23 protein-coding genes are annotated in these 25,061 nt (G+C 44.5%); 6 read left to right on the top strand and 17 right to left on the bottom strand.

Annotated features, from left to right (window positions below):
• Positions 1 to 158: 158 nt before the first annotated feature.
• Positions 159 to 884, top strand: a complete 726-nt coding sequence (locus tag QMY49_RS05740; protein WP_038897605.1) for a metallophosphoesterase family protein — start codon at positions 159 to 161, stop codon at positions 882 to 884.
• Positions 885 to 1,015: 131 nt separating this feature from the next.
• Here QMY49_RS05740 and pheT read toward each other — a convergent pair whose 3' ends face one another.
• From pheT to thrS, 16 genes are all read right to left on the bottom strand, one after another.
• Positions 1,016 to 3,403, bottom strand: coding sequence for a phenylalanine--tRNA ligase subunit beta (gene pheT, locus QMY49_RS05735; RefSeq protein ID WP_283313338.1), 2,388 nt, complete (start codon positions 3,401 to 3,403; stop codon positions 1,016 to 1,018).
• Positions 3,404 to 3,421: 18 nt separating this feature from the next.
• The gene (gene pheS / locus QMY49_RS05730) at positions 3,422 to 4,405 is read right to left on the bottom strand and encodes a phenylalanine--tRNA ligase subunit alpha (protein WP_005439802.1); all 984 of its coding nucleotides are present in this window, start codon (positions 4,403 to 4,405) and stop codon (positions 3,422 to 3,424) included.
• A 284-nt stretch (positions 4,406 to 4,689) separates the two neighbouring features.
• The gene (locus QMY49_RS05725) at positions 4,690 to 5,814 is read right to left on the bottom strand and encodes a GGDEF domain-containing protein (protein WP_283313333.1); all 1,125 of its coding nucleotides are present in this window, start codon (positions 5,812 to 5,814) and stop codon (positions 4,690 to 4,692) included.
• Between the two features lie 177 nt (positions 5,815 to 5,991).
• Positions 5,992 to 7,173 carry a hypothetical protein gene (locus QMY49_RS05720; protein ID WP_050940571.1) on the bottom strand — a complete coding sequence of 394 codons (1,182 nt, stop codon included), beginning with the start codon at positions 7,171 to 7,173 and terminating at the stop codon, positions 5,992 to 5,994.
• 9 nt (positions 7,174 to 7,182) lie between these two features.
• Positions 7,183 to 7,974, bottom strand: coding sequence for an outer membrane lipoprotein-sorting protein (locus QMY49_RS05715; protein WP_026000346.1), 792 nt, complete (start codon positions 7,972 to 7,974; stop codon positions 7,183 to 7,185).
• A 41-nt stretch (positions 7,975 to 8,015) separates the two neighbouring features.
• On the bottom strand, positions 8,016 to 10,391 hold the full coding sequence (locus QMY49_RS05710; RefSeq protein ID WP_283313328.1) for an efflux RND transporter permease subunit: 2,376 nt from the start codon (positions 10,389 to 10,391) through the stop codon (positions 8,016 to 8,018).
• Positions 10,392 to 10,592: 201 nt separating this feature from the next.
• Complete coding sequence (locus QMY49_RS05705) at positions 10,593 to 11,381, bottom strand: TetR/AcrR family transcriptional regulator (RefSeq protein WP_009697355.1); 789 nt, start codon at positions 11,379 to 11,381, stop codon at positions 10,593 to 10,595.
• Between the two features lie 170 nt (positions 11,382 to 11,551).
• Positions 11,552 to 12,361 carry a helix-turn-helix domain-containing protein gene (locus QMY49_RS05700; protein WP_017817990.1) on the bottom strand — a complete coding sequence of 270 codons (810 nt, stop codon included), beginning with the start codon at positions 12,359 to 12,361 and terminating at the stop codon, positions 11,552 to 11,554.
• A 345-nt stretch (positions 12,362 to 12,706) separates the two neighbouring features.
• Positions 12,707 to 13,156, bottom strand: a complete 450-nt coding sequence (locus tag QMY49_RS05695; RefSeq protein ID WP_047517065.1) for a hypothetical protein — start codon at positions 13,154 to 13,156, stop codon at positions 12,707 to 12,709.
• Positions 13,157 to 13,300: 144 nt separating this feature from the next.
• A complete protein-coding gene (locus tag QMY49_RS05690) occupies positions 13,301 to 13,615 on the bottom strand; it encodes a heavy metal-binding domain-containing protein (RefSeq protein ID WP_005443150.1) in 315 nt (104 codons plus the stop codon).
• Position 13,616: 1 nt separating this feature from the next.
• On the bottom strand, positions 13,617 to 14,006 hold the full coding sequence (locus QMY49_RS05685) for a VOC family protein (protein WP_283313320.1): 390 nt from the start codon (positions 14,004 to 14,006) through the stop codon (positions 13,617 to 13,619).
• A gap of 12 nt (positions 14,007 to 14,018) precedes the next feature.
• Entirely contained in the window at positions 14,019 to 14,399 is a 381-nt protein-coding gene (locus QMY49_RS05680; protein ID WP_017190336.1) for a RidA family protein, read from the bottom strand.
• 331 nt (positions 14,400 to 14,730) lie between these two features.
• Complete coding sequence (rplT, locus tag QMY49_RS05675; RefSeq protein ID WP_004727974.1) at positions 14,731 to 15,084, bottom strand: 50S ribosomal protein L20; 354 nt, start codon at positions 15,082 to 15,084, stop codon at positions 14,731 to 14,733.
• Between the two features lie 40 nt (positions 15,085 to 15,124).
• Positions 15,125 to 15,319 carry a 50S ribosomal protein L35 gene (gene rpmI, locus QMY49_RS05670; RefSeq protein ID WP_005445589.1) on the bottom strand — a complete coding sequence of 65 codons (195 nt, stop codon included), beginning with the start codon at positions 15,317 to 15,319 and terminating at the stop codon, positions 15,125 to 15,127.
• 123 nt (positions 15,320 to 15,442) lie between these two features.
• Positions 15,443 to 15,994, bottom strand: coding sequence for a translation initiation factor IF-3 (infC, locus tag QMY49_RS05665; protein WP_074050532.1), 552 nt, complete (start codon positions 15,992 to 15,994; stop codon positions 15,443 to 15,445).
• 3 nt (positions 15,995 to 15,997) lie between these two features.
• Positions 15,998 to 17,926 (bottom strand): threonine--tRNA ligase, encoded by a 1,929-nt coding sequence (gene thrS / locus QMY49_RS05660; protein ID WP_005445593.1) that lies wholly within the window; start codon positions 17,924 to 17,926, stop codon positions 15,998 to 16,000.
• A 295-nt stretch (positions 17,927 to 18,221) separates the two neighbouring features.
• Between thrS and QMY49_RS05655 the strand changes: the two genes are divergently transcribed.
• Positions 18,222 to 19,211: a DUF3187 family protein gene (locus QMY49_RS05655; protein ID WP_005445595.1), complete on the top strand. Its 990-nt coding sequence runs from the start codon at positions 18,222 to 18,224 to the stop codon at positions 19,209 to 19,211.
• Positions 19,212 to 19,215: 4 nt separating this feature from the next.
• Here QMY49_RS05655 and QMY49_RS05650 read toward each other — a convergent pair whose 3' ends face one another.
• Entirely contained in the window at positions 19,216 to 19,959 is a 744-nt protein-coding gene (locus QMY49_RS05650; RefSeq protein ID WP_009697351.1) for a sporulation protein, read from the bottom strand.
• A 193-nt stretch (positions 19,960 to 20,152) separates the two neighbouring features.
• On the opposite strand from QMY49_RS05650, the gene hutC reads away from it, so the two are divergent.
• The 4 genes from hutC to hutU all read left to right on the top strand — a co-directional run bounded on the left by hutC (position 20,153) and on the right by hutU (position 25,058).
• A complete protein-coding gene (gene hutC / locus QMY49_RS05645; protein ID WP_101904713.1) occupies positions 20,153 to 20,860 on the top strand; it encodes a histidine utilization transcriptional repressor HutC in 708 nt (235 codons plus the stop codon).
• Positions 20,861 to 20,981: 121 nt separating this feature from the next.
• On the top strand, positions 20,982 to 22,232 hold the full coding sequence (gene hutI, locus QMY49_RS05640) for an imidazolonepropionase (protein ID WP_283313312.1): 1,251 nt from the start codon (positions 20,982 to 20,984) through the stop codon (positions 22,230 to 22,232).
• 1 nt (position 22,233) lies between these two features.
• Positions 22,234 to 23,247 (top strand): formimidoylglutamase, encoded by a 1,014-nt coding sequence (gene hutG / locus QMY49_RS05635; protein ID WP_009700164.1) that lies wholly within the window; start codon positions 22,234 to 22,236, stop codon positions 23,245 to 23,247.
• 113 nt (positions 23,248 to 23,360) lie between these two features.
• Positions 23,361 to 25,058 carry a urocanate hydratase gene (gene hutU / locus QMY49_RS05630; protein WP_283313308.1) on the top strand — a complete coding sequence of 566 codons (1,698 nt, stop codon included), beginning with the start codon at positions 23,361 to 23,363 and terminating at the stop codon, positions 25,056 to 25,058.
• Positions 25,059 to 25,061 lie beyond the last annotated feature (3 nt).

The following is a 25,061-nucleotide window of genomic DNA, read 5'->3' as shown; positions in this document are numbered from 1 at the left end:
AGAAAGGCGCTGGTGTTCTTCAGTTATCGATTAAGCTGTGGCACTGCGCTTTTAAACAGATGACCTAGAGAAACCTTTTAATGGTAGAGGCATATCAAAAACAAAAGATTGAATGATAGACTAACGTCAAACAACTAACGTTTTTGCTTTGCAACTCTATGACATCAATTATTCAAATCAGCGACTGCCATTTAAGTGACGATTCAAGCTTTGAGAATCTACGTAGCGCGCTTCTTTATGCTCAAAAAGATTCATCATGCGATACCCTTTTGCTCACAGGCGATCTTTGTTGCAACCCCAAACCGGGTGATTACCGTGTACTACTAAGTTTCCTAGAAAAGCACATTCGCGATAAGAAAATATTCGCAATTGCAGGCAACCATGATGACACCAAATTGATGAAGCGGGAACTGGTCGGTAGCTCTATTAACGTAGTGAATAAAGCCAAAATTCATAACCGTGACATGCTGTTCTTAGATTCGAGTGCTAAACCTTTGGATAAGCACCACCCTTTAGGCTCTGGTCGTGTCGATAACCGTGGGCTAGCACGCTTCAATAAACAACTTCGCCATGCGATCAATCCGATTGTTGTTATCCATCACCCTATTATTCCCGTAGGCTCGGATTGGATACAAGCCATTTGCTTGGAAAACGATGCAAGCTTACATGCGCTTTTGGCTAAGTACCGGGTTCAAGATGTTATTTGCGGGCATGGTCATGATGCACTGACTGTAACGCGTCAAGAAGTCACTCAACATATGGCACCCGCTACTGCTTACGGTTTTGACCACAGTATTGACGAATACAACCGCAATACAAAGATTGGCGTGAATAAGATTCACCTCGAAGATGAGAGGATGAAGGTAGAGACAGTTTGGCTCTAGTTATTCCCTATTTCCTATCTCCTATCTCCTATCTCCTATCTCCTATCTCCTATCTCCTATCTCTCAAGATATAAAAAAACCCTGCCAAACTGGCAGGGTTTCCATTTCTTAAGAAGATACGTTACATGAGATTAGTCACGTAGAGACGCACCAAACTTCTCAGAAACGTGAGTAACGATAGCATCAACCGCACCAGCGATATCTGCATCTTCTAGAGTACGCTCAAGTGACTGTAGAGTCAGAGCGATTGCTAGGCTCTTCTTACCTTCTTCAACGCCTTTACCTACGTAAACGTCGAACAGCTTCGCATCTTTAAGGAACTCGCCACCTTGTTCTAGACAAGCGTTAACGATATCACCAGATGCAACAGCTTCATCCACGACTACCGCGATATCACGACGGTTTGAAGGGAATTTAGAAAGTGCTACCGCTTCTGGGATCACTTTGCTGTTGATTGCAGACCATTCGATTTCGAATACGATAGTACGGCCATTTAGACCGAACTTACGCTCAAGTTCTGGGTGAACAGTACCGATCACACCCACTTCTTTACCATCTACGATGATTGCCGCAGATTGACCTGGGTGAAGTGCTGGGTGCTTAGCTGCAGCGAAAGAGTACGCTTTTTCGTTAGCAGATAGCTCTAGAATTGCTTCTAGATCGCCTTTAAGGTCGAAGAAATCAACAGTGTTAGTTTCGATATCCCAATGCTCTTCACCGCGAGTACCTGCGATAACACCGGCAAGCATTGGCTCTTGGCGCATACCGTTTTCTGCAGATTCACATGGGATGAAACGTAGACCATATTCAAATAGACGAACGCGTGGCTGTTGACGCTTCTGGTTGTGAACAACCGTGTTCAGCAGGCCTTGGATAAGACCAAGACGCATTGCTGACATGTCTGCAGAAATTGGGTTTGGGAGCACTAGAGGCTCAACGCCAGGTACAACTAGCTTTTGTTGCTCAGGCTCAACGAAGCTGTATGTGATTGCTTCGTGGTAACCGCGGTCAACAAGAAGATCACGAACGCGTTTCAGTGGAAGATCCGCTTCAACGTGGTTGTGCATCTTAAGTGCTGCTGCTGGGTGTTGGTTAGGAATGTTGTCGTAACCGTAGATACGACCAACTTCTTCAATCAGGTCTTGCTCGATAGCGATATCGAAACGCCATGTTGGTGCTACTGCCACCCAACCTTCTTCAGAAGCTTCAACTGTCAAACCTAGGCGCTCTAGGATTTCTACCACGTCAGCATCAGCGATGTGGTGACCTAATAGGTTGTCTAGCTTAGTACGACGTAGAGCAACTTTGTTTGGCTTAGGTAGGTCTGCTTCAGACTCTACAGCAACAACAGGTGCGACTTCACCGCCACAGATCTCAACAAGAAGCTGAGTTGCGCGCTCCATTGCGCTCACTTGTAGTGCGTAATCCACACCACGTTCAAAACGCATTGAAGAATCAGTGTGAAGACCGTAACTACGTGCGCGACCACGGATGTGGTCAGGTGCAAAGAATGCACACTCTAGTAGAACGTCTTTAGTTTCCGTTGTTACACCAGACTCTTCACCACCAAAGATACCTGCGATTGCAAGTGCTTTGTTGTGGTCAGCAACAACTAGTGTATCTGCGTTTAGTTCTGCTTCGCTACCGTCAAGAAGTGTTAGCTTCTCTCCTTGCTCAGCCATACGAACTACGATGCCACCTTCGATCTTCGCTAGATCGAATGCGTGCATTGGTTGACCTTGCTCTAAAAGAACGTAGTTAGTGATGTCTACTACAGGGTCGATAGAGCGAATACCACAACGACGCAGCTTCTCTTGCATCCATAGTGGCGTTTCAGCTTGAACGTTTACGTTCTTAACAACGCGACCTAGGTAACGTGGACATGCAGCTGGCGCTTTCACTTCGATAGACACTTTGTCTTCGATTGAAGCTGCTACTGCTTCTACTGATGGCTCAGTTACGTCAGCTCGGTTTAGTACGCCAACTTCGCGAGCTAGACCACGAATGCTGAAACAGTCAGCGCGGTTTGCCGTTAGGTCTACGTCTACTGTTACGTCGTCTAGACCTAGGAATTCACGGAAATCGGTACCGATTACTGCATCTTCTGCTAGCTCCATGATGCCATCTGACTCAACATCGATACCTAGTTCAGTGAACGAACAAAGCATGCCGTGAGATGGTTGACCACGTAGTTTTGCTTTTTTGATTTTAAAATCGCCTGGAAGAACAGCACCAACCGTTGCTACTGCTACTTTCAGACCTTGGCGACAGTTGTGTGCGCCACAAACGATGTCTAGGAGCTCTTCTTCACCCACGTCTACTTTAGTAACGCGCAGTTTGTCTGCATCTGGGTGTTGACCACATTCAACAACGTGACCAACTTTAACGCCGTTGAACGAACCTGCTACAGGTAGCACGTCATCAACTTCTAGACCCGCCATTGTAATTTGGTGAGTTAGTTCGTCAGTGGTAATCGAAGGACTAACCCACTCACGAAGCCATGATTCGCTGAATTTCATAGTGATTTATCCCCTGGATTACTTGAACTGTTTTAGGAAACGAAGATCGTTCTCGAAGAACGCACGTAGGTCGTTCACGCCGTAACGAAGCATTGTTAGACGCTCAACACCCATACCGAATGCGAAACCAGAGTATTTTTCAGGATCAATGCCTACGCTACGTAGTACGTTCGGGTGAACCATACCGCAGCCTAGTACTTCTAGCCATTTACCGTTTTTACCTTTCACATCAACTTCAGCTGAAGGCTCAGTGAACGGGAAGTAAGATGGACGGAAACGTACCTCCACTTCCTCTTCGAAGAAGTTGCATAGGAAATCGTGCAGGATGCCTTTCAGCTGTGCGAAGTTTACGTTCTCATCAACCAGCATGCCTTCCACTTGGTGGAACATTGGCGTGTGCGTTTGGTCGTAGTCATTACGGTATACACGACCAGGTGCGATGAAACGGAATGGTGGTTTGCCATTTTCCATCGTACGGATCTGTACGCCTGACGTGTGAGTACGAAGCATCAAATCTGGGTTGAAGAAGAAAGTATCATGGTCAGTACGCGCTGGGTGATCAGCTGCGATGTTTAGTGCATCAAAGTTGTGGAATGCATCTTCGATTTCTGGACCAGACTCAGTGTTAAAGCCAAGTTCACCAAAGAACTTCTCAATACGCTCTACAGTACGAGTAACTGGGTGTAGACCACCGTTCTCGATACGACGACCTGGTAATGTTACGTCGATCGTTTCTGCCGCTAGCTTCGCTTCAAGCTCTGCACGTTGTAGTGCGTCTTTACGAGCTGCGATAGCTTGCTGAACCACGCCTTTCGCTTTGTTGATCTCTTGACCCGCTTCACGGCGTTCTTCTGGTGGTAGTTTACCTAGGCTTTGAAGTTGAGCAGTTAGCTCACCTTTTTTACCTAGATACTGAACACGCACTTCATCAAGTACGACTAGCGATTCTGCAGCTTCAATTGCTGCACTCGCGTTAGCAATGATCTCTTCTAGATGTTGCATCGTTTCCTCATCTACCTATTGGTAGTATCCATAAGGGAGTGATTGGTTTTTTGATAGCTGTACATAGTAGCCAAACCCGCCACCAAGGCCAAATTGAATTATGAAAAGAAGAGGTTATTGAATAAAAAGAACACAAAAACGTAAAAAAAGCAGCGTTGTCTAGGAATAACGCCCATTTTATCGAGGTTGTTTTTGCATAAGAAGCCAAAGAAAGCCACTGGTTTTGTTCTTATCAAGCGAGAAGAGAAGACCGTTTTCTTTGGCGATTAAATATGAGAAGCAGTCTAGTTTAAAGGCGTCAGTTTTTGTACGGTTTGAACTCGGTTTTTACCGTTTTGTTTTGCCAAGTAAACGCTCTCATCGGCAACTCGAATTAAATCCGTGTAGGTTTCCATATTGTCTCGACGCTCTGCGACACCAACACTGATGCTCCCTCGCCAAGGTTCGAACGAAGTAGGAACAAGCATATGGGAAACCTGTTTTCTCACCGCCTCTGCCACATGCAAACCACCCTCTAATCCGGTATCTGGGCAAATTACGAAAAACTCATCGCCGCCTAAACGACACACAATGTCATCACTGCGGAAGTAGTGCTTCAATGCTTGCGCGAGTTCGGTTAGGACTAAGTCCCCTGCTTCATGGCCGCAGGTATCATTCACTTGTTTAAAGTAATCGGCATCGATCATGATACAAACCAAAGGCAGGTCTTTGGCGTCCTCATCCTTCCACAATTTCTTAAGCGTTTTTATCGCGCTTCTACGATTCGGTAACTGGGTTAATGAGTCGGTTAAGGACAAGGCTTCTAGCTGTTTATTTGCATTCGATAACTGCTTCGTCCTTTCATCCACCTTTTCCTCTAGAACTAGGTTCAGCTTGAGTAGCTCACGATTTCGCTCGGAGACTTGCGAAAATAGCGCATTTAGCGCATCCAGCAATGGCGCAGTGGATGCGTTGGCTTGCTTTTCTTGTTCATCATACGCCGCCCTCGGTGACATCCCAGATTGAATGGCAGCCACTTGCTTAGACATATTTTGATCAATACCAAGAATGTGGTAAGCCAACCAATGAATGAGGAAATCCAATAACTGCTCAGCAGCGCGTTTATTGGCATCACTGATAAAGCTCTGCATACTGATGATGTCGCTCATAAATGCGTGGTGTACTTGGATATGTTTTTCTAGGTGCTCTGGGTGGATCTCGACCTCTCGCATCAAGTTCTCTTCTTCTTTGAAGTGGAACTCGGCATAGCGAGACAGTTCAAATAATGCTACTTGAATGTCCGTGAGAGTGATGCTGTTTTGCGCCAAAAGTTCGCCGTACTTGTTGATAAATCCAACAAGATATTGGTGCTGTTCATCGACTTCTTCGATGCCTGTTTCAAAATAAGTGTCCCAGCGAAATGAATTCAACGTTACTACCCCTAAGTAAAACCGGAGGGTTTTGTTAGTTGCTTATCGCATCGCTATCAAAACCACAACAAACATAAGGAATAGTAACGATAAATCTTCCTTACGGCTCTAGCAGCCAGTCAAAATAATGACATGGATCTCTTTGCCTTAGAATTTTCGATTTACTTATCTCCCGCACTAAAAATAGTACTGGATAGATAGCTCGATAAAATCATCGTCTCTTGCGAAATACAAGAGGTCCGTTGGCGTGTCATTTTTAAACAACCAAGCATCAATTTGCCACTTAAAATGATTTGAAATGCGGCTGGAAGCCTCAAGTTTTGCGTTGTACACATCGGTATTATCGAGATCTTGCGTGATACCAGTTAGGATTTCGGTGCCATCTTCATCATTAAACGCTAAGCGAACACCTGCAAAGACATCATTTTGACCAATGTTCTGCGCGTTGTTACCACGGCTATCATATAAATACTCACCGATAAGACCCACATCCCATACCGTTTCAAAAGCCCCCACTATCGTGTATTCAAATCCGGTAACAACACTAACATGATTATCAAAACTATCACGATAAACACTTTCAAGTTTCCATAACCAATCTCCCACGATTCCCTGCACATCCAGTCCAACATGGCTCATCAATGCGTAGTAAGGTTTTAGCTCGCCTTGCTCGAATCGAAAATACGGGTCACGGTTCGTTCCATAGACATAGCTCAAGCCGAGATCCCAATCGCCAAACATTTGTGCATACCGCAACGCGACATCTACATGCTTTTCTTCTCGACTCGATTCGTACAACGCATCATCGGAGACAACAGGATCGAACCTCAAACGCCCATCTTTACCCGCGAATGTTCGTTCACGAAAATAAGGCAAGATCATCACATCCAGCGTTCCCCACTCTTTGATGGACGTAAAATGCACCATGGGTTGTCCCAATTTATCTTCGCCATCGACCGCTTCTACCGCATCAATTTGGTTTACAACATCCACTAAGTGCGCAGATTCTGTTACCCCCCAAAACACCTTGCTGATACCAACACGAAGTTCATAGTCATCCCAATAGGTTAAATACAAGGCTTCTCGAATATCAGCATGCGTACGTTCATCATCCATGCTGTCCCAACGATAAAAAGGCGTAAAGGTGAAACTCGCATCACCATCTTGAAGATCCCAGTAGAGCTCTGGTTGCAACACTAGCGATGTTTGCCCTTTGCTCTGCCCTTGAGCACCGGCAGAGAAAAATTGTCGATGCTCGAAGTTAACCTGACCTGCCAATTCAGCGCCAAGCAAAGACGAAGAACAAAGCACAGCCATAATGCTAGCCAAGACTCGGCCAGCAGCGATTGCCCTAGTCATTCAACCTCCCTACTTAACACGCTTGAGGATGTTTTTGTTGAAGTCGTTATCTTTAAGACCGGTCTGGAACGTCAATTCACTGGTTGTCAGTTCTGTACTCTTGCCCGTTTGGTGATTCATCATTGCCATAGTGTGGGCACGCCAGTATTGATTCAGATACTGTTTGTAATCAGAAAACTCTAACGTCTTTAACAACGCACCTTTGCGGTCATAAAATTCTACTTTCAGAGGACGATAATGTGCTTGATCTAGCCAAACCACTTGCTTGGTGTAACCGGAGTTTTTATCTGTCGGGATTTGCTCTAATACAAACGTCTCTTGGTCATTCATCGTTTCATCTTTAAGGTAATTGAAACGGTACTTTTCAATCTCGAATGAGCTCAGGTCTTCATAAGCAAACTCACTGCCCATAAATGGACCAGATTTATTGCGTGAAGCGATACGTTTTACGCGTTTGAGCGCGGGCAGATAGAGCCATTGGTCGTCAGCGCCCACCGTGTGTGAATGATTAAGAAATGCGGTTCCTTTAACATCTCGTGGTTCATCAAAGATAGTTAGCCCTTTATCGCCATCATCAGCGACCTCCAGTGATTTTAGGCGCATCAAGCGAGTACTACTTTCTCCTTGAGCATTGCGAAGTATCATTTGCATGGTGGCAACAGAATCTCCCCAGCCTTGGTCACGCGCTTTGCGCTCTTGTGCAATTTCCAACCCTTTAGCTTCGTCAGCCCAAGTGAGAGGAGCCATTAACAGAGAAATCGATAATGTAACGACATTCAGAGGTTTGCTAAATAACTTCATCATATAGTCCTTGTCTTGTTTTCCTTGAGGGCACTGTTCAATCACAACGATGCCGTAATGTTTTTCTTCGCTTGTGTTTCTGGCGTTTTAGTCTTTGTTTGCTCGACATATGCTGCTTTATCAAAACGCATGAGTAGCGTTGGCAAGAATAAAAAGTCCACGACCAAGGCGATAAAGATCACGATCGCACTATGCTGCCCCATATCTGCATTTAAGCGGAAGCTCGACATAGCCAATACTAAGAAACCTGCTACCAATACGACGGTAGTGATCCACAGTGCACGACCAACAGTGTGGAAGGCATAACGAACGGCCTGTTCAGCATTTTGTCCTTCTTTTCGTGCTCTTTGATATTTCGAAAGGAAATGAACCGCGTCGTCGACCACAATGCCAAGCGTCAAGGTCACCACGACTGACAGTCCTAGATTGATTTCACCAGAGATCAGCGCCCAAAGACCGAAACCAAGCACGGCCGGGGCAATATTTGGAACCAAGCTGATGAGACCAAGCCTTAGCGAACGCAGCGCAAAGATGAGTAATGCAGAGATCAAAACTAATGTAATTGGTAACGTAGAGAGCATACTTGCCATATTGGTCTCACCAATGTGAGCAAACATCAATGATGGACTCGATGCGACCACATCATATTGCGGTGCATTGTCGGCAAACCACGCGTAGATTCGGTTCTCAAGGTCAACTAATTCAACACTCCCTAAATTATCGACGGTTAACACCATTTTGATCGAAGATTTATCAACATTAATCTGATTATTAAGATCTAAGCCGTACGGCAAAGACATCTCATAGAGTAGAAGGTATTGCGCCGCCAATTCTCTATCTTGTGGTAGTAAGTAGTAACGCTCATCATCAGCGTGCATGTTTTTATTCAGGCGTTTATATACATCCGCGAGCGTTGCAACATGATCTGTCTCAGGCTGTTCGCGAAGCCAATCGGTAAAGTTGCCTATAGCGGTAAGAAAAACAGGATCAGCAATCCCTTGCGACTCATTGGTTTTGATGGCAATGCTGAGATTGGTCATGCCGCTGATACGTGCTTCCATAAAATCGGCAGCTTGACGAAAATCACTGCGATTATCGAAATACTTTACGGATTCATCATTGACTCGATTTAACGGTATCAAGCTTGCACTCACTGCAATAACGATCACTGATATTGGCAGTAACACGTTACGACGTAAAACGACAAAATCTCCTAGCTTGTCCATGAAGTCGGTCCCGCTCTGTGAGGCAGGTTGCTTAACTGAGACTGGTAATAGTGTGAGTAACGCTGGAAGCAGCGTCACTGATAGAAAACAGGCAATCATCACCCCTAATGCCGATAAGTTACCAAAATCTCGCAGCACAGGAGAATCCGACATATTCATCATCAGAAAGCCAATTGCGGTTGTAACTGACGTGATTAGGATGGGCATAAAGTTAAGAGAGATACTGCGCTCTATCGAATGTGCCTTACTAAAGCCGTTTTGCATCGACTGGCGCATAGTTGCAATAACATGCACGCAGTCCGCTACAGCCAATGTCATGACCAAGGTTGGCACATTAACCGTCGCAGTGCTTAAAAACATACCAGCCCAACCAGACAACCCCATCGTTGCTATCACCGAGCCAATAATCACAATAAGAGTCGCGACAACACTTAAGAATGAACGCAGCATGATGGTTAAGAACAACAAAATAACCAACAGCATCGTTGGTACTAAGGTAGCGCTATCCTCTTGTGCTACGGTCATGAAGGCATAGTTCATGGCGATAATACCAGCTTTATGAAACTCAACATTTGGATAGTTTTGCTGATACTGCGCCAGCATCTGATTAATGTGAGCCATCACCTCTTGGACTTCCGCTGTTTTATCAACCTCCGGCAATTGAACGGTGATATTCACGACAGTGACATCGCCTTTTGCAGAGATCAGCGCATTTTTTAATACTGGCTCTGTTAGTGCGATATTTTTTACTTTCGCAATTCGCTCTGGAGTCAACTCATGCTCTTCGTAAAGCAGGTCTTCGACCAAGAGATCATCTTCAACCGCTTCCGTATGCTGGTAATTAGCCAGAGAGTCTACTCGACTCGAATACGGCACTTGCCACGAATCCACTGTTAAGTTTTGTATGAGTTTCAAGATCTCAGGAGTAAACACCTCTCTGCTATCAGGAGCGATCACGATAGCAAGATTGTCTGTTTTGGCGAAGGTGGTTTGAATTTCGTCGAAAGCTAATAACTGCTTATTGCTGCCATCGAAAAAGATATTATAGTCGCCCCGAAAATAGAGATTCTTTGCTCCGATCGTTGCGATAATAACGAGTAATACTGTTGCCAGCAGAACCCAAAGACTGTACTTGGTTGGTATTTTCCCCCATTGACCGGGGCTTGCTTGTTGAGCTTGGTGGTGTTTCATCACACTCTCCCTTTGTGACGTTTCGTCAAAAAACGGAGTTAAAAAAGCAGCTTACGCTGTTCTCTAATTCCAGATGCGTTAATAACGCAGTTTTGGCACTCTAGGGATTAAAAATCCTGATACCAAAACAATCGTTATTGACGATCCGTCAAATAGTGTGACTAAAAAACCAATCGAATAACCGATTGGTTTATACCCTACTCAGCGATTGACTGAATCAAGGTAAGCAATTTCTTCGCTAAATAGTTCCTGCTCAACTCGACGCCAGGTTTTGCGGTAATCCCAATCTGTTGAGAGAGGTAACCACCCTAATCCATCAAGTAACATATTCGCATTGTGTAATACCGAAAACGGGTCTTGCAAACGCTGAATACATCGACTGTTAGATGCATTTTGCGCCAAAGCATTAGAACCAAACGCAATCGACCAATTGGCAAAAACAATCGCATCAGCACCAACAGCAGGAGAGAATTTTAAATCTCCAATTTCCACGGCGTGGTTTACTAATGCGTCCGCTCCAGATATTACTTCTTCTTCCAGCTTGTTCAATTCATTCAGTCGAGCGGGTGAAGCTTTCTCTATCACCCAAGGAGTTTTGGCGACAATAGCGCAAGTCGACAATACGGGTTCCATACGGGCGTAAATACGATACCCAACATGCATTGCAATGATCTTTTCACGCGTGTTGCCATCAAAATTTGCCGTACGCTCAAAAAACACCGCCTCACTTTTCAGTGAGTGTATACAAAGTGCAAGGATCACATCTTCTTTGCTGCAAAAATGGTTATAGATGGTCCCTTTTGAATACGGACTGGCAGCCGTTAGCTTATCCATGGTGAGATTAGCAAAGCCTTGTTCTTGCACTAAAGATTTAGCCAGTTGAACTAATTCGACCTCGCGATCAGCGATCGCCTGCTGTTTCTTAGTCAAACCAGAAGCAATTCGGCCACCCTCTTGCTTGTCATCTTTGTTGCAACCAAAGTTAAACATACTTCCTCGTCCCGTATCCCTGTGTAACTCAAATGAATTGTAACACGAATATGGTTTGCAGAAACGCCATCACATTTCTGACGAATCGTCATAATTGACACTTCGTCATATTAGTTCATTAAATAAACATTTCAAGGATGAATCTATAAATCACTAAAAATAACTAGAAGCTATATCGAAAGGCTTGGTTTATCCCCAGCCGAAGCGATAGCGTAGCGAATGTCATCAATGAAGTTGACTTCTGTTTGTACAATACCATCAGAAAACGTTACAGGCTGATGCGGACCTGCTATCAGCAAAACGTTGGTAAAGTCTGACACATTAAAGTTCTCTGCAACGACGTTTTTAGAATGAAAATCTAACACGGTTTTCGCCATCTGCTCTTCTAAGATAAGTAGCTGTTCTTCCGTGATTTTCATTCGCGATAGCGCTACACGTACACACTTCTCATGGGTAGTCGTTTGTTCTTTAAGGATCTCGGTGTACTTCTCGTTAAGTTTAGAGTTTTCTGCATAGCTGTAATAAAGCGGACCGTGAAGCGTGATGTTGTTATCTTCGTCCACATAAACCAAATCAAGCAGCTCTAGAGCACCAAGGTAGTCAGACATGCTTTGCTTTGAGAGATCATACTTTTTCATAAGAATGGTGTAGCCATCCTTCCCCCTCAGCATTCGAAGTTCTCGATAAAAATCGTAAAGATGCGGAAACTGGAAAAAGACTTCATCCTGCGTATGACTGAAATAGTCCTGATCCTCAGCTTGTAGCTGATTTGCCAGCTTTTGAAGCTCATCGAGGGTACAATCCACAGCTCGACAATACTCAAGTAGCTTATCAAGACCTAGGTTAGTGCTAGTTAAATGACGTTTAAAAGTGGACAACGGCATGCCCATTTTCTCAGATAACTCTCGATATGTTAGCCCTTTGGTTTTGATCGCTTGTCGTAATGCGGCTAACAAGTACTCGGGAGTGAGTTCTCTCATCTACAATTCCTTATGGCAATGTTACAACTGAATGGTATTTGTAACAATTTAGAACCAATTGGCAAGCCATAAGTTCATATTTTTATAAGAAAACAGTGAATTAATATACCCAACATCACATTTAGATGAGCAATACCGCCACCAGAAATGCATTCAGTTTCATTATATCTAATCAATTAAACACATCATAAATACGGTATAACATCCATAGCCCGTCGCATTTCATGCTGATTTATGGAAACTACTCGAATACTTTCGACTTTGAAAGACGTTCATTTTTAGAATAATCACATTAAAATTCACACGCCGAAAACTGCATATATATGCACAAAATAGTCCTATTTCTTAAGGCTGAACTTTCTCTGCCACATTCTGTTCAGTGTCAACTATATGGGAGCGCAAAAAACGTAAATGGATAATAGAAATCCCAACGATGATGAGTGGAACATAGATACTCGTTATTGAGTTTGCGATGTAGATCAGGGTCATTTTAAGTTTACCGACAACGCCAACTGAATGAGACCAGCCCTCTGTATTCCCGTCTGAAAAAATACCAAAAGCAAGGTAATACAACATCAAATACAACAGAATAGATTCTTTCCATTGCCCTTGATTCAAATGCCCAACAGCACTCCAAGATACAAATAATGACAAGAATAAAAGAACAAGTAGACCTAAGAAGTCGATAGGAAAAGACAACATGGTCACGAGTAAATTGCCTTTAGCTGCTAGCGTCGCTACCAGTAAGCACACACAGAACGTCACAATTGCATTATTTAAAACTGTATCACGCATAAATTCGCCTCCTTTTTTAGGAGGCGAATTATGAGATAAAAACAGCCATTGACGCTTAGTTAAAAATGCGGAAACGAGCTACCTCTAACGATTTCATCTTTATTGCACATAAGTTTGCAACACGCTGTGCAACATCATTCTTTATTAAACGAGCTTTACTGCCGTACCAAAGGCAAGAATTTCTGATGAACCGTCCACAATCGAACTGGTGGTAAAACGAATACCGACAACAGCATCTGCTCCTAGGTTCGCGGCATCCTCTACCATTCGTTGAATAGCGATATTTCGGGCTTCAGTCATCATTTCGGTGTAGCCACGAATCTCACCACCAACAATGCTTTTTAAGCCAGCCATGAAATCACGCCCAATGTGCTTTGACTGAACCACATTGCCCGTCACGACCCCTTTTATCTCTGCAATTTCACGCCCTGGAATCGTCTCGGTTGTTGAATAAATCATGTTATACCTCAGCAAGATAATTAGATAACTCAATTAAGTTACCATCTGGGTCTCTAATGTAAACCGATAGGATGTTACCAATTGCACCTGTCCGTTGAATAGGACCATCAATAACCTCGACAGAATGGGAGTCTAAATGGGAGAGCACATTTGCAATTGGCGTATCACATACAAAACATAAATCAGCACTCCCAGAAGCTACTTGACTTGCCTTAGGTTCAAATTCATTGCCAAGCTGATGCAAATTGATCTTCTGCCTTCCATACACAAGTGCAACACGCCCCTCACCAAAGGTGATGCTTTCCATACCAAGCACTCGCTCATAAAAATCCACCGTGGTTGCTATGTCTTTTACTGTTAAAACCAAATGGTCTAATCGATTTATTTTCATCCCTACCTCTTGTTACAACGCCTCGCTTGAGATTACTGCCTCTATTTCTATTGCCAAATCAGCATGGATCAAGGCACTGACTTCCACCAGCGAACACGCCGGCAAGTAGCCCTCATAGAAATCAAATAGTACTGAACGAATCGCCGCGAGTTGACTCATATCAGTAATAAACACCGTCAACTTCACCAGATCACGCTTCTCTCGTTGCTCTTCAGCCAGTATTTGCGATAGATAAGATAAAACTGTCTTTGTTTGATCTACTAGCCCCTCAGCTTGGCTCGAAGAGCCTAACGCAGTCAAACCTGAAACATATAAGGTCTCACAGTGTCTAGTAGCATGAACATAAGGACCTGAAACCTGTGGCAAAAATTCATAACTGATTCGTTGAACCATACATTCCTTCCCTAGCGGTTAAATTTTCGTTTGTTCAGTTGCTCTTTCTAGTCGTGGAGCAACACCATAGTTCGCTTAATGATGTCCTCTAACGGCTGCGCCTTGGTGTCTTTCCTAGCTCTTTTGCTCGTTATGCCGATAAACCCTACCACAGATTAATAACAAAATGATTTAGCAAGCACTGAGATGGAAGTGAGAAGTGAGAAGTGAGAAGTGAGAAGTGAGAAGTGAGAAGTGAGAAGTGAGAAGTGAGAAAACTTACGGATAACAAAACAAAAAGCAATAAAAAAGGAGAGCTAATGCTCTCCTTCTCTTAATCCTAAACTGCTAATTAAAGAGCAGCTTTCGCTTTTTCAACTAGAACAGCAAATGCTGCTTTGTCGAATACTGCGATGTCCGCTAGGATCTTACGGTCGATCTCGATAGATGCTTTCTTAAGACCGTTGATGAAACGGCTGTAAGATAGACCATTTTGACGAGATGCCGCGTTGATACGTGCAATCCATAGTTGACGGAATTGACGTTTCTTAGCGCGACGGTCACGGTAAGCGTATTGACCAGCTTTAGTAACTGCTTGGAAAGCTACGCGGTAAACACGTGAACGTGCACCGTAGTAACCTTTAGCTTGTTTTAGAACTTTCTTATGACGTGCACGAGCTTGTACACCACGTTTTACGCGAGGCATTATGCTTCTCCTAAACTAAACGATTGATAACTAAAAAGAATTAAGCGTATGGCATCATACGAACAACTGCAGCCACTTCACAACGAGGAAGGATTGAGTTTGGACGTAGTTGACGCTTGTTCTTAGTAGTACGCTTAGTCAGGATGTGACGTTTTGTAGCGTGCTTGTACTTAATACCACCAGCAGTTTTCTTAAAACGCTTAGCAGCACCTTTGTTGGTTTTCATCTTAGGCATGATGAATAACTCCGCATTGAGTAGGTTTAATAAACAACGTAATTAGGGCGAACAAAACCCAGCCGCTATACCTTTTATTAGAAGGAAAGGCGGCTAGGTTTTAATTACTTGATGAGCCGTTAATTACTTCTTTTTAGGGGCAAGAACCATGATCATCTGACGACCTTCGATCTTACTTGGGAAAGATTCCACTACAGCAAAGTCTACAGTGTCTTCTTTCAAGCGATGAAGAACGTCAACACCGATGTCTTGGTGTGCCATTTCTCGGCCACGGAAGCGAATTGTTACCTTCACTTTGTTGCCTTCTTCAAGGAAACGCGTCAGGTTGCGTAGTTTTACCTGATAGTCTCCAATATCAGTTCCAGGACGGAATTTTACTTCCTTAATCTGAACCTGTTTTTGCTTTTTTTTCTGCTCTTTAGCAGATTTGCTCTTTTCAAAGAGGAATTTGCCGTAGTCCATAACACGACAGACTGGCGGCTCAGCGTTAGGACTGATCTCCACAAGATCCATGCCTGCTTCTTCAGCAGCTGCGATCGCTTCTTGAATCGATACAACACCAACTGATTCACCGTCAGCGCCAGTTAGTCGAACTTCACGAACGCCACGAATTTCACCGTTCATACGGTGTGGGTTTTGTTTTACCGGCTGTTGGCCGCGTCTTCCGCCTTTAATAGCTTATTCCTCCAGATTGAGCTTACGGCTAGAGATCTCGTCTTGGATGTATGCGATAAAGTCATCCACTTTAAATTTACCGAGATCTTTACCTTTACGAGTACGTACTGCGATTTCGCCTGCTTCCATCTCTTGGTCACCGACAACAAGCATATACGGTACACGCTTCAAAGTGTGTTCGCGGATTTTAAAGCCAATCTTCTCATTTCTCAAGTCCGCTTTAGCTCTAATTCCACTTTTTTGTAGTTTTTGTACTACTTCCTGAACATAATCTGACTGTTTATCAGTAATGTTCATAAGAATTGCCTGTTCTGGCGCCAACCAAGTTGGGAAGAAACCAGCATATTCTTCGATAAGGATACCAATGAAACGCTCTAGTGAACCTAGAATTGCACGGTGAATCATTACCGGTACAAGACGTTCATTGTTTTCACCTACGTAAGTTGCACCTAGGCGACCTGGTAGGTTGAAGTCTAACTGAACAGTACCACACTGCCACGCACGGTCTAGACAGTCGTATAGCGTGAATTCAATCTTAGGACCGTAGAACGCACCCTCACCTTCTTGAATTTCGTATGGGATTTCCATCGATTCAAGAGATTGTTTCAATGCTTCTTCAGATTGATCCCAGATTTCGTCTGAACCTACACGTTTTTCTGGGCGAGTGGACAGTTTCACTACGATGTTGTCGAAACCAAATGTTTGGTACGTATCGTACACCATCTTGATACAGTTTGTTACTTCTTCTTGAATTTGGCTCTCAGTACAGAAAATGTGAGCGTCATCCTGAGTAAAGCCACGTACACGCATAATACCGTGTAGTGCACCAGATGGTTCGTTACGGTGACATGAGCCGAACTCAGCCATACGTAGCGGTAGGTCACGGTACGATTTTAGACCTTGGTTAAAGATCTGTACGTGACCTGGACAGTTCATTGGCTTAATCGCGTATTCACGGTTTTCAGAAGAAGTTGTGAACATCGCATCAGCGTATTTGTCCCAGTGACCAGAGCGTTCCCAAAGAACTCGGTCCATCATTAGCGGACCTTTTACTTCTTGGTAACCGTACTCATCTAGCTTAGCGCGAATGAATACTTCTAGATCACGGAAGATAGACCAACCATTGTGATGCCAGAACACCATACCCGGCGCTTCTTGCTGCATGTGGAATAGGTCTAGTTGCTTACCAATCTTACGGTGGTCGCGCTTCGCCGCTTCTTCTAGGCGAGTTAGGTGCGCTTTCAGAGCTTTCTTATCGTGGAAAGCTGTACCGTAGATACGTTGAAGCATTTTGTTGTCGCTGTTACCACGCCAGTATGCGCCTGCCACATTTAATAGTGTGAAATGTTGACAGAAGCTCATGTTAGGTACGTGTGGACCACGACACATGTCGATGTATTCTTCATGGTGGTAAAGACCTGGACGATCATCACGAGATACGTTTTCGTCTAGGATTTCCACTTTGTATGGTTCTTCACGTGATTCAAACGTATCACGTGCTTCCTGCCAGCTTACTTTTTTCTTAACCACTTCGTACTTGGTTTTCGCTAGCTCTTTCATACGCTTTTCAATCTTTTCAAGATCGTCTTGCGTTAGAGACTCGTCTAGGTCGATGTCGTAGTAGAAGCCGTTGTCGATTGTTGGACCAATCGCCATTTTAGCTTGAGGGTAAAGCTGCTTAAGAGCGTGACCAAGAAGGTGAGCACAAGAGTGACGAACGATTTCTAGACCGTCCACTTCATCTTTAACTGTGATGATCTCTAGGCTTGCGTCTTCTTCAATTAGGTCACACGCATCTACGCGGTTACCATTTACACGACCAGCGATAGTTGCTTTTGCAAGACCAGGACCGATCGATTGCGCAACTTCCATAGTAGAAACTGGGTTGTCAAATTGACGCTGACTGCCGTCAGGAAGAGTAATAATAGGCATGCTATGTCCTTTACAGTGGTGTTGCACACCAAGCAACACATGTTATTCAAATTAGAAGATATTTCGAAAGTTGATGACGGTCGCTCGGTAACACGAATACCGGACCTTCATCAGAACGAGGATTGTACCTAGCTCACATTTAGAATGCAAAGAGCGATTTCAAAATGTCATCTAAACTTCATTACTACCAATTCAACACTAAGCCCAAATTGTATAATTATTGCAATTGAACAGCATTCAAAACATGAAGACACTATAGTTAATTTATTGAGTAATCTCATTTTAGGCTTTCATCATGATGGATTTAAGATGGCAACCTACTCTTTTGAGTTGCGCCTTGTTTCTAAGTACCCCAGCGTTCAGCGCATCCGATTTGTATGGTCCACTGCGCTCTTATGCGCAATCTCCAATACAAGTGGTCAGTCATACTAACGTACTTCGCTCTGGGTATAGTCTTCCCTCCGGCTACGTTGAAGCATATGGTTCGGGCACCATCGCAAGTGTCTGGGCTCACACAAGCGATTATTCTCTCGATTACTATCACAACCAACTTGAACTCGGTGGAAAATGGCAAATCAATGACCAGTGGCAATGGGAACTGAACTACCGTTGGGTCTTTGCTGCAGACAACCATTTAGATGGACTGACCGAAAGCTTTCACGACCTATTTGGTATCGGACAAAATGGACGAGATGAAGTCGACAAGAACCGCTTTTATATGTCGATGCCCGAGTACGACATTTTAATAGAGGATTTTGAAGGTGAAACACTGGCAAACAACCTCTCAACGTATATCCAATACCAAATAATACAAAATGAACATCATGGTTTATCTGTCGGTGGTAGTCTCTACTATAACGATGTCGCTCACGGCTCCTTTAAAGGAAGCAGTTTTGAGCAAGGAGTACAAATTAACTACAGCTACCGACTCAATGCAGCCAATGTATTCTATTCCATGGCGGGGATGACGTTTCGAAATAGTGATCGAGCGCTTGTTGACTTCCCATACCGGCACAACACGGCAGCGCTTGCAGGCGGATATCGTTATGCGTTAAACAACAATCACCACTTTATCCTTGAATATCATTGGTATCAGGGCTCCACTGAAGGTCCAAGCGAGTTTGCTGACGCATCGAATGAGTTTGTGATTGGGTATCGCTATTTGATGGAGAACTCTGCCATTGAAATCATGGCGATTGAGAATGCGAGAAACATGGATAACAGTACCGATATCGCCTTCACTTTTGGATATCGGTACCTATTCGTTCCAGAAACGGAAAGTTAGATGTTTACAGATTCAATGTCGGCGCAACTGCTGCCGCAACTTCTGAATCAGAAGCTCCAATCGGTAACGAGAAAGAACGGTATTGATCGCCTGACATACTAAATGAACGGTCGATCTCTGCTAAACAGTGGATAATCCCACCATCTAGGATAAATGAGAGTTCGATCTCTTTAGTTGACACAAAACCGTTATTACGAAATTCCAGTTCTTGATAGATACCGGAGCGTGAAGAGAACGTATTGCCACGCAAGAAGCCTTTCTCGACATCCGCTTTCACCATAGTAAAACCCGCTTGTTCGATGGCTTGGATTACACGCGAAGCAACTGGTAACGGCTTAACCTCGATGTAATCTCTATCACGCGGGTCAATCGCAAAGCCAATATCTAGCGTAGTTTCTACCCAAACATGGCATTGATTTTTCTGTGCACTCACAGCTGTGATTGGTGTTTCGTCATGAAGTTTGAGCTCGAATGGCACTTGTTTTTCTTCATTCGGTTGAATGACAAACGGTTCGACCGCTTTAAGTTGGTCTATCGTGAAAGTTTGGTAACTGATACTGTCATCCACTTCCACTTTCATTTCGGTGTTGAGCTTGATGGTAATGGCATCAATTTGTTGCTCTACGTCACCACCTTTGATTTGAACATGACCGCGCAGTGTTGCCCCTTGGTACACGCTCATTTCATCTAAGATCGTATCGACTTTAGCTGAGCCGATCCCAAGCGACGCTTTGAGTTTTTTAAACATGCGATTCCTTTGTGACTGTCTGTTTTCATTGTTTTGATAAGTCTCTGTTTACACAACTGCAGAAACTCCTGCAAGTAATAGACGACAAGAATGCGGACTAATTCCTTTTATCACTGCACAAAATAGGTATGTTTGTTTGCAATTTGTCCATAGATTACGCACTATTTGTATAGTCAATTAAAAGGAAATCTTTATGTCTGCGCCACTCTACATGCAAATCAAGCAATTCATCCTCGATAAAATTGACTCGGGAGAGTGGATAGTTGGGCATCGTATTGCGACAGAGATCGAGTTGACTGAGCAGTTTGGTGTGAGTCGAATGACCGTCAACAAAGCCATTCGGGACTTAGTCAACGAGGGGAAACTGCAACGTCGCCCTCGCCTTGGGACTTTTGTTTGTGATCCGGCGGAGAAATCAGAATCGCCCCTTTTAGACATTCGCAATATTGCCGATGAAATCAGTAATCGCGGACGAGAACACCGTAGCGCAGTGTTACAACAAATCGCTATAAAAGCCGATGACGCTATTGCAACCAAGCTTGGCGTGATGTTAGGCACAACAGTATTTTATAGTGAAATCATACACTTTGAAGATAACAACCCGATTCAACTTGAATTGCGTTGGGTCAACAGCCAATATGCGCCAAATTATCTACAACAAGACTTCACTTGTAAGACGCCAAACCAATACCTATCAGACAATTGTCCACTGAGCGCCATAGAGCATACGGTCGAAGCGATTATACCGGATGGACGCGTTAAGCAAGACCTGAAAATGCAAGCCAATGAACCGTGCTTACTCCTCAATCGCCGAACTTGGAGCCAAGATAAACTGGTCAGTACAGCCCTTCTGTTTCACCCTGGTAACAAGTACAAATTAAGCTCTAAGATCCTGTTATAAACTGGACGTTACTTCTTCGTTTCGATCACATTTCCGCAACATTAGTCTTGTCAGTGATGCTTTTTTCTCCTATTTATTTGTATATACATTTAAAGAATACGAATTGAAAGGAACGACAAGAATGGATCTGTTGATTGAGAACACCCGTTTAGTCACGATGCAAGAAGGAGAACATGGTTACCTGCCTTCTCCTCCTGCCCGCGTTGGCATTCGTTCGGGAAAAATCGTTGCCATCAGTACCACAGAAAAAGGCAAAGACAGTGCACAAACCGAATCCATTCTGAATCCAGATCATTACGAACAAACGCTTGACCTTCAAAACAGGTTGTTACTGCCAGGGTTAATAGATTGCCACACCCACCTCGTATACGCGGGTAATCGAGCCAACGAATTTGAAATGCGCCTCAATGATGTGCCTTACGAAACAATCGCCAAGCAAGGCGGCGGTATTCTCTCTACCGTTTATGCCACACGAACCGCAACTAAAGAACAACTAATTGAGCTCGCTTTGCCACGCCTTGACGGTTTGATTGCAAGCGGCGTCACGTCGATTGAAGTCAAATCCGGTTATGGATTAACTCTGGATGATGAAATAAAAATGCTACGTGCAGCCAAAGCCTTGGAACATGAACGTAAGGTTAAGATCACAACCACCTTACTCGCTGCTCATGCGCTTCCTCCAGAATATAAAGATTGCGCTGACGACTATATTCAGCATATTTGTGACGACATTATTCCTCTTGTCGCTCAAGAAAATCTCGCCACCAGCGTCGATGTGTTTTGCGAATCGATAGGCTTTAACTTAGAGCAAACCGAACGCGTCTTTCAATCGGCTACCCAACACGGGTTAAGAGTGAAAGGGCATACTGAGCAGCTTTCTATGCTTGGCGGTACCGCTTTAACCGCTCAATACAATGGTCTGTCTGCCGATCACATCGAATACCTAGATGAACAAGGCGTAATAGCTTTAGCCAACTCTCCAACGGTTGCGACGCTGCTTCCCGGCGCGTATTACTTCCTACGTGAAACCCAATTACCACCGATTGATTTACTCAGAGAACACAAGGTTCCAATGGCGATTGCAACAGACATCAACCCAGGAACATCCCCGTTTGCTGATTTAACCTTGATGATGAACATGGCATGCACACTTTTCCGTTTAACACCACAAGAGGCATTGCGTGGTGTTACGCAAAACGCTGCAAAAGCATTGGGTTACGGAGAATCTCGTGGCGTCATTGATATTGGCTGTGACGCCGATTTCTCCATCTGGGATATCGAGCATCCAGCAGACCTCAGCTATCAAGTCGGTGCAAAACGCTTAGTAGGTCGTATAGTGAATGGTGAATACGTTTCCCACGGAGGGCATTAAAATGTCTCAATCCGATGTAAATCACCCACCCTTTCACTGGCAAGGTCGTCACGATGCCGAAGATGGAGAACAAGGAAAGCGTGTCCACCACGTGATCAAAAATATCTCCACCGAAGAACTACCACATTTAAGCGAAGGCGTTTCAATACTTGGCTTTGCTACCGACGCAGGTGTGGCGCGTAACAAAGGTCGCATTGGTGCGAAGAAGTCACCAGATTTAATCCGTCGTGCCTTAGCCAATCTTGCATGGCATCAGGACGCGCCACTTTACGATATAGGAACCGTCGTTTGTGAAGACGATTTACTAGAGTCAAGTCAGAATCTGTGCGCGCATACTATTGCTCAAGTCCTACCCTATAGCCCTGTCGTCGTCTTGGGTGGAGGGCACGAAATTGCGTGGGCTTCATTTTCTGGATTGGCCAAATACTTCAAAACCCATCACCCAGATAAGCAGCCAAAAATCGGTATCATCAATTTCGATGCACACTTTGACTTACGCGCTTTTGAAAGCCCCATTGCAGAGGTAAAGCCAAGTTCTGGTACACCATTCAATCAGATCCATCATTTTTGTCAGCGTAACGATTGGGCATTTCATTACGCCTGCATAGGTGTCAGCCGCAGCAGCAATACTCAGGCTCTTTTTCAAAAAGCAGATCAACTCAACGTCTGGTACGTGGAGGATAATCAGCTTTGTTACATGAACCACAGCTATCATTTAACCCAGCTCCAACACTTTATCGATGACTGTGATTATCTCTATCTGACGATTGATTTGGACGTATTTCCAGCGGCAACTGCACCTGGGGTAAGCGCGCCAGCAGCGAGAGGCGTGAGCTACGACATCCTTGCACCGTTTCTCGATCGAATACTGCATTACAAGAACAAACTCATGTTGGCAGACATTGCAGAGTACAACCCCACTTATGACGTCGATAGCCAAACGGCTCGATTGGCAGCACGCCTGTGCTGGGATATTGCCAATGCCATGGCAGAGAAAGACCATAAACCCAAATAACCGAATTCAATAACACTTAACTCGAATAATGGTCGGTTCTCATGCCTAGTTATTTGAGGAGAAGTAGCCAAGCAGAGACTTGGATATAAACGTGAAACTAAAGGAGTCTTAAAATGACACAGCGCCAGGGACAAGATCCACGACTTGATACAAGCAGAACAATTCGTGCTCCACACGGTACACAACTGCGCGCCAAATCTTGGCTGACGGAAGCGCCACTTCGTATGCTGATGAACAACCTTGATCCAGATGTAGCCGAGCACCCTCACTCGCTTGTCGTTTATGGTGGCATTGGTCGAGCAGCACGAAATTGGGAATGCTTCGATAAGATTGTTGAAGTGTTAGAAAGACTCGACGATGACCAAACTTTACTCGTCCAATCAGGCAAACCTGTCGGCGTTTTTCCGACGCATAAAAACGCGCCGCGCGTGCTGATTGCGAACTCAAACTTAGTGCCACATTGGGCGAATTGGGAACACTTCAATGAGCTCGATAAAGAAGGCTTGATGATGTACGGTCAAATGACCGCAGGCAGTTGGATTTACATTGGCTCACAAGGCATTGTTCAAGGTACTTATGAAACCTTTGTGTCTGTGGCGAAAAAGCACTTTAAGGGTGATGCCAAAGGTCGCTGGATCTTAACTGGGGGCCTTGGTGGCATGGGTGGTGCTCAACCTCTTGCTGGCACCATGGCAGGCTTTTCCATGATTGCGGTCGAGTGTGACGAATCACGCATCGATTACCGCCTACGTACCGGTTATGTTGACAAAAAAGCAACGTCTTTGGATGAGGCACTAGCGATGATCAAAGAATCTGACGCACCAATTTCAGTTGGTCTACTGGGCAATGCAGCAGATATCTTCCCAGAGCTTGTAGAACGTAACATCACACCAGACGTAGTAACAGACCAAACCTCTGCGCACGATCCATTGAATGGTTACTTACCTCAAGGTTGGAGCATGCCACATGCAGCAGACATGCGTTTACAAGATGAAGCGAGCGTAGTTAAAGCAGCCAAACAGTCGATGGCGATTCAAGTGAAAGCTATGTTGGAGCTTCAAAACCGAGGCGCGGCAACGCTCGATTACGGAAATAACATCCGTCAAATGGCTTTAGAAGAAGGCATTGAGAACGCGTTTGACTTCCCTGGCTTTGTACCGGCTTACATTCGCCCGTTATTCTGTGAAGGCATCGGACCGTTCCGCTGGGCAGCATTATCTGGAGACCCAGAGGACATCTACAAAACCGACCAAAAAGTGAAAGAGCTGATCCCAGATAACCCACATCTACATAACTGGCTAGACATGGCACGCGAACGCATTCAGTTCCAAGGTCTACCAGCACGTATCTGCTGGGTTGGTTTAAAAGATCGAGAACGTTTAGGTCAAGCCTTTAATGAAATGGTGAAAAACGGTGAGCTCAAAGCCCCTGTTGTCATTGGTCGTGACCATCTAGACTCAGGGTCTGTAGCAAGCCCGAACCGTGAAACCGAAGGCATGATGGATGGCTCAGACGCCGTTTCAGACTGGCCACTACTAAACGCATTGCTGAATACCGCAGGGGGTGCGACATGGGTATCTCTTCACCATGGTGGTGGCGTAGGTATGGGCTTCTCACAACACTCTGGTATGGTGATTTGTTGTGACGGCAGTGATGACGCGTCGGAGCGCATTGCACGTGTTCTACATAATGACCCAGCAACGGGGGTTATGCGTCACGCTGATGCAGGATACGACATCGCAAAACAATGTGCATCTGAGCAAAAACTGGATTTGCCAATGCTCAATGAAGAACTGAAAAAGCTGAAGTAAGGA

Origin of the sequence: Vibrio harveyi (genome assembly GCF_030060435.1) — a bacterium.
GTDB classification, from domain to species: domain Bacteria; phylum Pseudomonadota; class Gammaproteobacteria; order Enterobacterales; family Vibrionaceae; genus Vibrio; species Vibrio harveyi.
This window is presented reverse-complemented; position numbering and strand designations above follow the sequence as displayed.